General features: G+C 67.1%; 12 protein-coding genes and 2 tRNA genes. 9 read left to right on the top strand and 5 right to left on the bottom strand.

Annotated elements, in window-relative coordinates:
* Positions 1-235: 235 nt before the first annotated feature.
* The 5 genes from HUT10_RS27440 to HUT10_RS27420 all read left to right on the top strand — a co-directional run bounded on the left by HUT10_RS27440 (position 236) and on the right by HUT10_RS27420 (position 6,279).
* Positions 236-709: a DciA family protein gene (locus HUT10_RS27440; RefSeq protein WP_176178033.1), complete on the top strand. Its 474-nt coding sequence runs from the start codon at positions 236-238 to the stop codon at positions 707-709.
* A 197-nt stretch (positions 710-906) separates the two neighbouring features.
* The gene (gyrB, locus tag HUT10_RS27435; RefSeq protein WP_176173834.1) at positions 907-2,874 is read left to right on the top strand and encodes a DNA topoisomerase (ATP-hydrolyzing) subunit B; all 1,968 of its coding nucleotides are present in this window, start codon (positions 907-909) and stop codon (positions 2,872-2,874) included.
* 52 nt (positions 2,875-2,926) lie between these two features.
* A complete protein-coding gene (gene gyrA / locus HUT10_RS27430; protein ID WP_176173833.1) occupies positions 2,927-5,464 on the top strand; it encodes a DNA gyrase subunit A in 2,538 nt (845 codons plus the stop codon).
* Positions 5,465-5,514: 50 nt separating this feature from the next.
* A complete protein-coding gene (locus tag HUT10_RS27425) occupies positions 5,515-6,156 on the top strand; it encodes a DUF3566 domain-containing protein (RefSeq protein WP_176173832.1) in 642 nt (213 codons plus the stop codon).
* A gap of 49 nt (positions 6,157-6,205) precedes the next feature.
* Positions 6,206-6,279: transfer RNA gene (locus HUT10_RS27420), tRNA-Ile, on the top strand.
* A gap of 54 nt (positions 6,280-6,333) precedes the next feature.
* On the opposite strand, the gene HUT10_RS51270 is transcribed toward HUT10_RS27420, so the two are convergent.
* The 3 genes from HUT10_RS51270 to HUT10_RS27400 are packed head-to-tail and all read right to left on the bottom strand — an operon-like array spanning position 6,334 to position 8,300.
* Positions 6,334-7,563: a GNAT family N-acetyltransferase gene (locus HUT10_RS51270; protein ID WP_254897057.1), complete on the bottom strand. Its 1,230-nt coding sequence runs from the start codon at positions 7,561-7,563 to the stop codon at positions 6,334-6,336.
* Complete coding sequence (locus HUT10_RS27405; RefSeq protein WP_176173831.1) at positions 7,560-7,892, bottom strand: helix-turn-helix transcriptional regulator; 333 nt, start codon at positions 7,890-7,892, stop codon at positions 7,560-7,562. Before HUT10_RS27405 ends, HUT10_RS51270 begins: the two co-directional genes overlap by 4 nt.
* A gap of 57 nt (positions 7,893-7,949) precedes the next feature.
* Positions 7,950-8,300, bottom strand: a complete 351-nt coding sequence (locus HUT10_RS27400) for a metalloregulator ArsR/SmtB family transcription factor (RefSeq protein ID WP_176173830.1) — start codon at positions 8,298-8,300, stop codon at positions 7,950-7,952.
* Positions 8,301-8,383: 83 nt separating this feature from the next.
* On the opposite strand from HUT10_RS27400, the gene HUT10_RS27395 reads away from it, so the two are divergent.
* Complete coding sequence (locus HUT10_RS27395; protein ID WP_176173829.1) at positions 8,384-8,863, top strand: ArsI/CadI family heavy metal resistance metalloenzyme; 480 nt, start codon at positions 8,384-8,386, stop codon at positions 8,861-8,863.
* 56 nt (positions 8,864-8,919) lie between these two features.
* Here HUT10_RS27395 and HUT10_RS27390 read toward each other — a convergent pair whose 3' ends face one another.
* On the bottom strand, positions 8,920-9,786 hold the full coding sequence (locus HUT10_RS27390) for a pentapeptide repeat-containing protein (RefSeq protein WP_176173828.1): 867 nt from the start codon (positions 9,784-9,786) through the stop codon (positions 8,920-8,922).
* 380 nt (positions 9,787-10,166) lie between these two features.
* Between HUT10_RS27390 and HUT10_RS27385 the strand changes: the two genes are divergently transcribed.
* Together HUT10_RS27385 and HUT10_RS27380 are read left to right on the top strand one after the other, a co-directional pair.
* Positions 10,167-10,334 (top strand): DLW-39 family protein, encoded by a 168-nt coding sequence (locus HUT10_RS27385; protein ID WP_176173827.1) that lies wholly within the window; start codon positions 10,167-10,169, stop codon positions 10,332-10,334.
* 30 nt (positions 10,335-10,364) lie between these two features.
* Positions 10,365-10,437: transfer RNA gene (locus HUT10_RS27380), tRNA-Ala, on the top strand.
* Positions 10,438-10,603: 166 nt separating this feature from the next.
* Here the strand turns inward: HUT10_RS27380 and HUT10_RS27375 are convergent.
* On the bottom strand, positions 10,604-10,777 hold the full coding sequence (locus tag HUT10_RS27375; RefSeq protein ID WP_217709648.1) for a tyrosine-type recombinase/integrase: 174 nt from the start codon (positions 10,775-10,777) through the stop codon (positions 10,604-10,606).
* A 208-nt stretch (positions 10,778-10,985) separates the two neighbouring features.
* On the opposite strand from HUT10_RS27375, the gene HUT10_RS27370 reads away from it, so the two are divergent.
* Positions 10,986-11,444, top strand: a complete 459-nt coding sequence (locus tag HUT10_RS27370; RefSeq protein ID WP_176173826.1) for a hypothetical protein — start codon at positions 10,986-10,988, stop codon at positions 11,442-11,444.
* The last annotated feature ends 615 nt before the right edge of the window (positions 11,445-12,059 follow it).

Here is a 12,059-nt window from a genome sequence, read left to right as displayed (position 1 = left end):
AGGCGACCGGGCACCCCGTGTGACGGGTGGCACAAACCGCACCCGATCTGGGGACAAACCTGTGGACAGTGTGGATAACACGGTGAATGAGTTATCGCTGCCCGTGACCCTGCGGCCGGATGGGTGGGACAAAACGCCCGAAACCGGCGCAAAGCCGTCGGCGGATACCGAACGTGATGGCAACGCTGGGCCGAACGGGACGCCCCCGACCGGACGCGACCTCGCCCACGCCGCGCTGGAGGCCGCGAAGGCCAAGGCCAAGGAGCGGGGCGTCCCACCCGGCCGCCGCCGTCCCGCGGTCGGTGGCGGGCAGAACCCCCGGCGTCGCCGCTGGTCGGGACCGGGCGCGGACGCACGCGACCCCCAGCCGCTCGGCCAGCTCGTCTCCCGGCTGATGCGGGACCGCGGCTGGAACGAGAGCGTCACCAGCGCCCGCGTCTTCGCGCAGTGGGCGCGGCTGGTCGGCGAAGACGTCGCCGAACACGCGCAACCGGTCGCGCTGAAGGACGGCGAGCTCACCGTCCGCGCCAGCTCGACCGCGTGGGCCACCCAGCTCCGGTTGCTGCAGGGGAAGCTGCTGGCCAAGATCGCGGCGGGGGTCGGCAACGGCGTTGTCAAGCGGATGCGGATCCAGGGCCCGACCGCCCCGAGCTGGCGGAAGGGGCCTCGTCACGTGCCCGGCCGCGGCCCGCGTGACACGTACGGCTGACCCGGGTTGCGCGATGCTCGGTTGAATGCGCCGAGAACGCATTCAGACCTCCTCGGATACGTCAAGACTCGCCTCGAACCGATTTCGTCCGTCTGTGACGCGTTCAGGGGTGTCCTTGCCGCATGTCAGCGGACGCGGCCAAGTACACTGGAGAGGAGCGAGCGTCCGCTCGGGCGAGACGAGGAGAAACAACGCCGGTGACCGAGAACAAGAGCGAGTACAACGCGTCGTCGATCACGGTGCTCGAAGGCCTCGAAGCGGTCCGCAAGCGCCCCGGCATGTACATCGGTTCCACCGGTGAACGCGGGCTGCACCACCTCGTCCAGGAGGTCGTCGACAACTCCGTCGACGAAGCCATGGCCGGGTTCGCCACCAAGGTCGAGGTTACCCTCCTCGCCGACGGCGGGGTCCGGGTCGTCGACGACGGCCGCGGCATCCCCGTCGACATGCACCCCAAGGAGCAGAAGCCGACCCTCGAGGTCGTGCTCACCGTGCTCCACGCGGGCGGCAAGTTCGACAGCGACTCCTACGCGGTGTCCGGCGGTCTGCACGGCGTCGGCGTCTCGGTGGTGAACGCACTGTCGAAGAAGCTGCTCGCCGAAGTCAAGTACGGCGGCCGCAGCTGGCGGCAGGAGTACACCGACCAGGTGCCGGGCCCGCTCGAGGACCTCGGCCCGGCGTCGGAGACCGGCACCACGATCACCTTCTGGGCCGACGGCGACATCTTCGAGACCACGACCTACAACTTCGAGACCATCTCGCGCCGGCTCCAGGAGATGGCGTTCCTCAACAAGGGACTGACGCTGTCCCTGCGTGACGAGCGCGTCGCCGACGAGGAGACCGAGGCGGACGCCGAGGGCAAGGTCGCGCGGGTCAAGGAGAAGACCTACTGCTACCCGGGCGGGCTCGAGGACTTCGTCAAGCACATCAACGGCAGCAAGGAGCCGATCCACCCCAGCGTGATCTCCTTCGACGCCAAGGGCACCGGCCTCGAGGTCGAGGTCGCGATGCAGTGGAACACCGGCTTCACGCCGTCGGTCTACACCTTCGCCAACACGATCAACACCCACGAGGGCGGCACCCACGAAGAGGGCTTCCGCGCCGCGCTGACCCGCGTCGTCAACTCCTACGCGCGCGACAAGAAGCTGCTCAAGGAGAAGGACGCCAACCTGACCGGCGACGACGTGCGCGAGGGCCTCGCCGCGATCGTCTCGATCAAGCTGGCCGAGCCGCAGTTCGAGGGCCAGACCAAGACCAAGCTGGGCAACAGCGAGGCCAAGACGTTCGTGCAGCAGACGTCGAACGAGTGGCTGGCCGACTGGTTCGAGCGCAACCCGACCGAGGCGAAGACGATCATCAACAAGTCGATCTCCTCGGCGCAGGCCCGGATGGCCGCGCGCAAGGCGCGTGACCTGGTCCGCCGCAAGGGCGCGCTGGAGATCGGCGGCCTGCCCGGCAAGCTCAAGGACTGCCGCTCGACCAACCCGGAGGAGTGCGAGCTCTACATCGTCGAGGGTGACTCGGCCGGCGGCTCGGCCAAGGAGGGCCGGGACTCGATGTACCAGGCGATCCTGCCGATCCGCGGCAAGATCATCAACGTCGAGAAGGCCCGCATCGACCGCGTCCTGAAGAACACCGAGGTCCAGTCGCTGATCACCGCGCTGGGCACCGGCATCCACGACGAGTTCGACCTCTCGAAGCTGCGCTACCACAAGATCGTGCTGATGGCCGACGCCGACGTCGACGGCCAGCACATCACCACGCTGCTGCTCACCCTGCTGTTCCGGTTCATGAGCCCGCTGATCGAGCACGGCCACGTCTTCCTGTCGCGGCCGCCGCTGTACAAGATCAAGTGGCCGCGGTCCGAGCCGGAGTACGCCTACTCCGACCGCGAGCGCGACGCCGTCATCCAAGCGGGGGTCGAGGCCGGCAAGAAGCTGCCGAAGGACGACGCGATCCAGCGCTACAAGGGTCTCGGCGAGATGAACGCCGAAGAGCTGTGGGAGACCACGATGGACCCGGCGAACCGGCTGCTGGGCCAGGTCACGATGGACGACGCCGCCCAGGCGGACGAGCTGTTCTCGGTCCTGATGGGCGAGGACGTCGAGGCCCGCCGCTCGTTCATCACGCGCAACGCCAAGGACGTGCGCTTCCTGGACGTCTAGGCGTTCCCCGCTCTTCGCCCCCGCTTAGGACTCTCCCCCCGAGAAGGACTCCATGACGGAAACTCTGCCGCCGGCTCCGGAACACGACCGGATCGAGCCGGTCGACATCCAGCAGGAGATGCAGCGCTCCTACATCGACTACGCGATGAGCGTGATCGTGTCGCGCGCGCTGCCGGACGTGCGGGACGGCCTCAAGCCGGTCGCCCGCCGGATCCTGTACTCGATGTTCGACTCCGGCTTCCGGCCGGACCGCGGGTACAACAAGTGCTCGCGCGTCGTCGGCGACGTCATGGGCAACTACCACCCGCATGGCGACTCGGCGATCTACGACGCGCTGGTGCGGCTCGCCCAGCCGTGGTCGCTGCGCTACCCGCTGATCGACGGCCAGGGCAACTTCGGCTCGCCGGGCAACGACCCCGCGGCCGCCATGCGGTACACCGAGTCCCGCCTCGCGCCGCTGGCCATGCAGATGCTGGCCGACATCGAAGAAGACACCGTCGACTTCTCCGACAACTACGACGGCCGCACGCAGGAGCCCGACGTCCTGCCGTCCCGGTTCCCGAACCTGCTGGTCAACGGCGGTTCCGGGATCGCGGTCGGGATGGCGACGAACATCCCGCCGCACAACCTGCGCGAGGTGTCCGAGGGCGTCGTCTGGGCGCTGGAGAACCCGGAGGCGACCGACGACGAGCTGCTCGCGGCGCTGCTGGTCCGGATCAAGGGCCCGGACTTCCCGACCAAGGCGATGATCCTCGGCACGTCCGGTATCGAGGACGCCTACCGCACCGGCCGCGGCTCGGTCCGGATGCGCGCGGTCGTCGAGGTCGAAGAGGACGCGAAGGGCCGCACGATCCTGGTCGTGTCCGAGCTGCCGTACCAGGTCAACCCGGACAACCTGGTCGAGAACATCGCGAACCTGGTCCGCGACGGCAAGCTCACCGGCATCGCGGACATCGCCGACGAGTCCAACAGCCGTTCCGGCATGCGGATCGTCATCACGATCAAGCGGGACGCGGTCGCGAAGGTCGTGCTGAACAACCTGTTCAAGCACACCCAGCTGCAGCAGAACTTCGGCGTCAACATGCTGGCGCTGGTCGACGGCGTGCCGCGCACGCTGCGGCTCGACCAGATCATCCGGCACTACGTGAAGCACCAGGTCGAGGTCATCGTCCGGCGGACCAAGTTCCGCCTGAAGAAGGCCGAAGAGCGGGCCCACATCCTGCGCGGGTACGTCAAGGCGCTGGACATGCTCGACGAGGTCATCGCCCTGATCCGGCGGTCGCCGTCGGCGGACGAGGCCCGGCCGGCCCTGATGGAGCTGCTGGACGTCGACGAGATCCAGGCGACCGCGATCCTCGACATGCAGCTGCGCCGCCTGGCCGCCCTGGAGCGCCAGCGGATCATCGACCAGCTGGCCGAGATCGAGCTCGAGATCGCCGACCTGAAGGACATCCTCGAGAAGCCGGAGCGGCAGCGCGCGCTGATCCGCGACGAGCTGATGGCGATCGTCGAGAAGTACGGCGACGACCGGCGCACGAAGATCATCGGCTTCAGCGGCGACGTGACCGACGAAGAGCTCATCGCGGTCGAGGACGTCGTCGTCACCATCACCCGCACGGGGTACGCCAAGCGGACGAAAACGGATTTGTACCGCTCGCAGAAGCGCGGCGGCAAGGGCGTGCAGGGCGCGACGCTGAAGCAGGACGACATCGTCCAGCACTTCTTCGTCTGCTCGACGCACGACTGGATCCTGTTCTTCACGAACAAGGGCCGCGTCTACCGGACCAAGGCGTACGAGCTGCCCGAGGCCAACCGCAACGCGCGTGGCCAGCACGTGGCGAACCTGATGGCGTTCCAGCCGGACGAGCAGATCGCCCAAGTCATCGAGATCAAGAACTACGACGTCGCGCCGTACCTGGTGCTCGCCACCAAGCGCGGCCTGGTCAAGAAGACCAAGCTCACCGACTTCGACTCCAACCGCTCCGGCGGCCTGATCGCGATCAACCTGCGCGAAGGCGACGAGCTGGTCGGCGCGGTCCTGGCGGCGGCCGAGGACGACCTGCTGCTGGTGTCGGCCGAGGGCCAGTCCATCCGCTTCCACGCCACGGACGAAGCGCTCCGCCCGATGGGCCGCCCGACGTCCGGCGTGATGGGCATGCGCTTCAACGACGGCGACGAGCTGCTCGGCATCAGCGTGGTCAAGGAGGGCAAGTTCCTGCTTGTCGCGACCGACGGCGGGTACGCCAAGCGCACGGCCATCGAGGACTACCCGGTCCAGGGCCGCGGCGGCAAGGGTGTGCTCACCATTCAGCACGACCGCAAACGTGGCAGGCTGGTGGGTGCGCTCATCGTCGACGCCGAGGACGAGCTGTACGCGATCACCTCGAGCGGCGGCGTGATCCGCACACCGGCGGGCGACGTGCGCAAGGCAGGACGGCAGACGAAGGGGGTCCGGCTGATGAATCTCGGCGAAGGCACCACTCTTCTGGCCGTCGCACGCAACGCGGACGAGCCCTCGGACGTCGCCAATGGTGACGCTCCCGAAGCGCCCGAAGCGGGTGAAGACACGACGGCGCCGTCGGAGCAGTAAGTTCACAACTACGGACAGCGCCCCACGGCACGGGTAAGGACTGACTCTTCGTGACACCGACCGAGAATCCCGAGGCAGCGGGTTCGAACGGAACGCCGGCGAGCCCACCCTGGCAGCGGGTCGATAAGGAAGGCGACGCCGAAGCAACGGTCAAGCTGGCCACGGAGGACGCCCCGACGGTCGCCGCCGAGCGCCCGGTGGTCACGGGCACCGCAGCCCCCCGCCTCTTCGGAGGCAGCGGGGACACCCCGCCGGCCGGCGCCGAGGTCCCCCCGGCATCGGCGCAGCGAGCTCGCCCGAGCGCGCTGCGCCGCCCGGGCCGCGGCCCCCGCAGGGCATCCCTGCAGGTCAAGCGGTTCGACCCGTGGTCGGTCCTGAAGCTGTCCCTGGTCCTCGGCGTGGCGATGTTCTTCGTCTGGCTGGTGGCGGTCGGCGTCCTGTACACGGTCCTGGACGGAATGGGCGTCTGGGACAAGCTGAACGGAACGTACTCGTCCCTGGTCGGCGGCGAAGGGGCCAACGCCTCGGCAGAACCCCTGATCAGCGCGGGCCGCGTGTTCGGCATCGCGGCGATCCTCGGAGCGATCAACATCGTCCTGGTCTCGGCCTTGGCCACGGTGAGCGCGTTCATCTACAACGTCTCAGCCGACCTCGCAGGAGGCCTCGAGGTGACCTTGTCCGAACGGGAGTGACCCGGTTGCAGGGCCCCTTCGGGGGTCCTGTAAAGTTCTCCTCGTTCAAGGGCCTATAGCTCAGGCGGTTAGAGCGCTTCGCTGATAACGAAGAGGTCCCAGGTTCAAGTCCTGGTAGGCCCACGCAAGTCAAGCCCGGTTCGCTCTCGCGAGCCGGGCTTTTTGCTGCCTGCCTGACTACCGGTTCTCAGGCGACGCGATCCCTGAGGCGGCGCTTCGCCGCTCGATCATCACGACGTCGCGCCACTGGCCATGATGCCGGCCGATCCGTTCGCGGGTACCGAGTTCGCGGAAGCCTGCGCGGCGGTGGAGCGCTCGGCTCGCCGTGTTCTCGGGGAAGATGCCGCTTTGGATCGTCCAGATCCCCGCGTTCTCGGTCGAGCGGATCAGCGCGTTCAGGAGCGCAAGGCCGACGCCTTGACCGTGCGCGCTCGGCCGGACGTACACGCTGTGCTCGACAACCCCGGCGTAAACGCAGCGGGAGGACACGGCGCTGACCGCGGTCCACCCGAGCACCTCTCCAGTGGCATCGAGAGCCACGAGCCGATGCGCCGGCAGATGAACGGCGTCCCACGTGGCCCAGTCGGGGGCGGTGGTTTCGAAGCTGGCGTGCTCGGTGTCGAGCCCGGCTTGGTAGATCGTCAAGACCTGCTCGGCGTGGTCGGCCGTCATCGGGACGACCAGGTGAGGTCGGGTGGCACGGATGGTCGCCGAGTGCAGTTTGTCGCCGACTTCGTGGGTCAGCCGGACGTCGATGCCGGCGAATCCGGCGTCACGCAGGAGAGCGCGGTAGCGGTCGGCGGTGAGCGCGCCGCCGAGGCACTCGACCACGCCGGTGCGGTCGGCGCGTTCGGCGTCGGTGAGCGTGTCGTCGGCCACGATGTCGGTGATCCCGAGCCGGCCGCCGGGTCGCAGGACTCGGGCGATCTCGGCGAACACAGCCGGCTTGTCGGACGACAACGCGATGACGCAGTTGGAGATGACGACGTCGACCGAGGCGTCCGGGAGCGGGATGCGCTCGATCGTGCCTTTGACGAACTCGGCGTTCGTGACACCGGCCTGCTCGGCGTGGCGGCGGGCCAGGGTGAGCATGTCGTCGGTCATGTCCAGGCCGATGGCGCGGCCGGCCGGGCCGACGCGGCGGGCGGACAGCAGGACGTCGAGACCGCCACCTGAACCGAGGTCGAGCACCGTTTCTCCGGGGTGCAGGTCGGCGACGGCCAGCGGGTTGCCACACCCGAGGCTGGTCGCGGACACCTCGGCCGGGATGTCCTCGCCGGCGTAGTGCACGGCGCCGAGCCGTTCGGTGTCCCCGTCGCCGGCGAGCAGGCCGGTTCCTACACCGTCCAGAGCCCGCCGGGCGGCGGTGGCGTAGCGCTCGCGGACCGCATCCTGGTCGGGGCTCATCGGGTGGTCTCGCAGGTGACGGCGGCGAACGGCAGCACTCCGCGGCCCATGACGACGTCGGCGGCGGTCGGGAAGCAGGACACGCAGCGCTGGTTGACCTGGTAGAGCCGGGCGGTGCCGCGCGGCTCGGCGAGCACGAACCGGGCTTCGGTGAGGATCTTCAAATGGGCCGACACGGTGGACTGGCCGACCTCGACCCGTTCGACGATCTGCCCGACCGTCATCGGTGCGCCGCTGGAGGCCAGCAGGTTGAGGATCTGGACCCGGGTCGGGTCGGCCAGCGCGCGGAACCAGCCCGCGTAGGTCTCGGCAGTGTGGCGATCGAGCACAACAACCCCCTTGATCGTCCATCGACGATAAACGATTAATGGAATTGTCGGAAGGGTTCAGGGCGTGGCGGGGACCAGCACGGCCGAGAGGCGGGCCAGCACCTCAGGGTGAACGCGGTAGTACACCCAGGTCCCGCGCCGTTCGCCGGTGATCAGGCCGGACTCGCGCAGCACCTTGAGGTGGTGGGAGATGGTCGGGCCGGTCAGGTCGAAGGCGTCGGTCAGGTCGCACACGCACGCCTCGCCCCCGGCGTGGGAGGCGATCAGCGAGAGCAGCCGCAGGCGGACCGGGTCGGCCATCGCCTTGAACAGCTTGGACAGCTCGGCGGCCTGGTCCTCGCTCAGTGGTTCGCGGGCCAGCGGGGAGCAGCAAGCGTCCATCGCCGCGATCGGCAGCTGTTTCGGCATGCGTCTATCTTGACAGACTTCTAAGTAGAAGCCAATCTAAGCCGAGGCACTGTTTCGACAAACGTCTATTCAAGGAGGACGGGATGTCACGAGTACAGCTCGCACTGCGGGTCGGGGACCTCGAAGGCTCGATCGACTTCTACTCGAAGCTGTTCGGCACCGAGCCGGCCAAGCTCCGCCCCGGCTATGCCAACTTCGCCATCGCCGAACCGGCGCTCAAGCTCGTGCTCCTGCAGGGGGAGCCCGGCCAGGCCACGGTGATGGACCACCTCGGCGTCGAGGTCGAGTCGACCGACCAGGTCAGCGAGGCCAGCAAGCGCCTGACCGGCGAGGGCCTGGAGACGCTGACCGAAGACAACACCACCTGCTGCTATGCCGTGCAGGACAAGGTGTGGGTGCACGGCCCTGGTCAGGAGCCGTGGGAGGTCTACACGGTGAAGGCCGACTCGCAGTCCTTCGGTTCCGACAGCGCGGCACTCGCCACCCCGGCCACGTGCTGCACTCCTGACGCGCAAACCGGCCAGGTCGACAAGGCCACGCAGCCGGAAGGCTGCTGCTCGTGACCGTCGACCACATAAGCCGATCGCTTGCACGTCGTCGGCTGAGACTGCCCCCGCGTCTACTTGGGCACGAGCCTGCCGTCCCGCTCTTCGTACGCTGATGGCACGTCGAGATGGGTCGCCGAGTTGACCCGGGCGTCGGTGAGGTCGGCTTCGGAAAGGTCGGTGCCGGCGCAGTTCGCGCCTCTCAAGTCCGCTTCGCTGAGGTTCGCGCCGGCGAGCTTTGCGTCGCTGAGGTTTGCGAGTTCGAAATCCACGGACGCGAAGTCCATCGTCCGGAGGTCGGCCTCGCTGAGATCGATGGTGACGCCGGCCCAGAACAGGTTCGGCCTCGTCAACGGCTGCCGGTGGCGGCGCAGGATGCGTTGCGCGGTGAAACGGACCTGCGCTTCCTGCATCCGGTCCTCGTAGCGGTCGTGGTGTTCGGCCGGAGCGCCCGTGGCCGGTTCGGCCGGCAGCGCGTATCGCATCCGAAGGTAGGCGCAGATGACGTTGACGATCGTGGAGCGCTGGCTCTCCTGGGTTTCCCCGAGGCGTTCCAGCGCGTACAGACCACCGAGTCGGACCGGGGCTTTCGCCGAACCCAGCTGTTCGACGGCCTTCGTGTAGAGCTCGGTGACACGGCGTTCCGTTGCGTCGTGGGTCGCGACCGCGGCCGTCCGCTCGTGGTGGTTCTGGCGGCGGATGGCGAGCAAGAGCGCGAAGATGCCGGTGGTACCGGCGCCGACGCCGAGGCCGGTCTTGATCGCGTCTACGCGTGCGCCCCCCGGATCCTTCGCCGCAGCGGCTTGCTCCAGCAGCCAGTCGATCGCGACCCAGCCCACGGCAACCACCACGACAGCGGCCGCGACGACGACCTGCCAGCTCACTCCCGTCCGGATCCGTGGCGCGTGCAGGCCGAGCCGTGCGGGCTTCCACTTCGTCACGCACGGTCAGTCGCCACCGGGCAATGTGGTGCTACAGCGGAAACACCGGTGCACAACAGAAACAGGTCAGCCCTGCCGGGAAGAGAAGGCCGGCAGGGCTGAGCAGTCACGGTCGGCGGGCCGCACGGTCGCCTCTCGGCGAGTGGCGCATCGCGGTTCCAGCCGAACGGAACTCCGCGAAGGCAGTGGTTGAAGCCCGGGGGACACGGTGGGCTCACCGACCATCCGGTACAACCACCGGGCGCCCACCACTATTTCCGGCCGCGTGTGACGTGCGTTACCAGTGGTTCCACGTGGAACGAACGAGGACCCCGAACCCGCGCCGCGGGGCGTGCAGTAACATCACGGGGTAAGGGAAGCAAGCTGAGAAGGGGGCTTCGGTGAAGAAGCTGCTGGCACTCGCCGTCATCGCGGGCGGCGTCCTGTTCGTCGTCAAGCGCAACAAGGCGGCCAAGGCCGAAGCCGAACTCTGGCGCGCGGCGACCGCGCCGGTCCCCTCGACCAACGGCACCACCCCGGCCAAGCCGGCCGGCGCTTCCCACAGCTGATCTCCACCGCGGGCGAGCCGCCCGCGGTCCGGGGCTGTAGCTCAATTGGTAGAGCACCGCCTTTGCAAGGCGGGGGTCAGGGGTTCGATTCCCCTCAGCTCCACAGCACAGTAGACACGACGAAGGCCAGGTCAGAGGGCATTTCCTCTCACCTGGCCTTCGTCGTATCAGGCGGCCGTACCTCCCGCCGTGCCCCCTGCGTGCCCCTCGCCCCGGCCGCGCGCCCGTCGGCGGGCGCGCTTGCCCTGCGGGCGCTTGCGATCGTGTGGTCACGCTCGCGCCGCGCGCTGGTACCGCAGCGCGGCCCGCGTGGTCGAGTGGCCCATCCGGGCCATCAGTTCCCGCGTCGTCGCGCCGCCTTCGGCGGCCAGCTCGTTCCCGCTGTGGCGGAGGTCATGGAAGTGCACGTCCTCCGGGATCTGCGCCGCCTTCTTCGTCTTCACCCGCGTCCTTCGAGGGGGCTGCTATCTGGATCTGCCACACGTCCGTCATGCAGGCGAGAGTAACCAGGCAGATGTTTGGGCGAGGAGCGAGGTGTGCAGCTAGGCTATTGCACTGGGTCGCACCTGAGGAGGACCGAGTGAGCCTGATTCACTGCCTCAATCTGGAACAGTACCTGGACCAGGTGAGATCGATTCGAGGCGCAGTATCGTGAGTGATGCAGTGAACGATGGTGACGAGTTGGCACCCGAGAGTTCTTCGGTCAGTGACCGTTTGATGACGGGTTGGGAACGCGCACTTGCTTGCCTCTTTGGTTTCGGGATAGCAGGCGCTGGCGGTGTCGCCGTATTCGTTAGCTCAAATCAGGCGGGAACTACTTCGCTTGTGTTGATCGGTGCCGTCTTTCTCCTTATTGGCATTCAAGGGACGCCAATAGCAAAAGCCACAAAAGACTCTATTGAACTTCGGGCTCGTAGGGTGGCAAAGAAGGCAAAGGAGTTGGCGAAAGAGGGGCGTGCTGATGATGCGGAGGGCTTTATTGAGGGTGCGATTGTGGCAGAGCCTCGGCTTTTGAAGGTTGAGCAGGTTAGCCGTATGGGTCGCGATCTTTTCGAGCTGAGTGTTGAGCACGTCATGATGGGGCATAGGGCTCTCGCGGGATTCGCGTAACTGTATCAATGCAAGACTATGGTGGCCTATGGCTGGATTTGAAGGAATTTGGTTCTAGGCCGCTAGAAACTCGACCCTTCGATGTGTTCGTGTACTATGCCGAAAATGAAGAACGTCTCAGAATTGTGATTAAAAAGATCTTCATTCAAGGTAGAGTTCTTCCAGTGTTAATGGTCTCAAACAGGGAAATGCCTGAGTATCTACGAAGTCGCTATGCGGACTTATTCTCGTCAGGGTTTGGCTTCGTGGCGTGGCGAGACGACTCCGACACCGAGGTACTTGAGGCAGAGTTTGAACGGGTGCTAAACATCGTGCAGGGGTCAGCTGCCAAGGGTTGAGTTGAAGAGGGGGCTTGGGCGACGCCGTGTGCCCCTGGCGTGCCCGACGGAGAGGGGACGGCCGGGAAGTCACGGGGAACGGTGTCGCAAAACCGCAGGTAGGCGCGTTGCGAGGTCTCGCCAGGTCAGCCGAGATCACCGAACGGACATTTGCAAGGCGGGGGTCAGGGGTTCGATTCCCCTCAGCTCCACAACCCGAAGCAACCGAACGGCCCGCACCAGTGTGCGGGCCGTTTCCGTACCCGGGTCAGGTCCGTGTCAGGTCGGTGTCAGGCCG

Origin of the sequence: Amycolatopsis sp. Hca4 (assembly GCF_013364075.1) — a bacterium.
GTDB lineage: Bacteria > Actinomycetota > Actinomycetes > Mycobacteriales > Pseudonocardiaceae > Amycolatopsis.
Note: the sequence above shows the minus strand (reverse complement) of the source record. Positions and strands in the feature narration are given on the sequence as shown.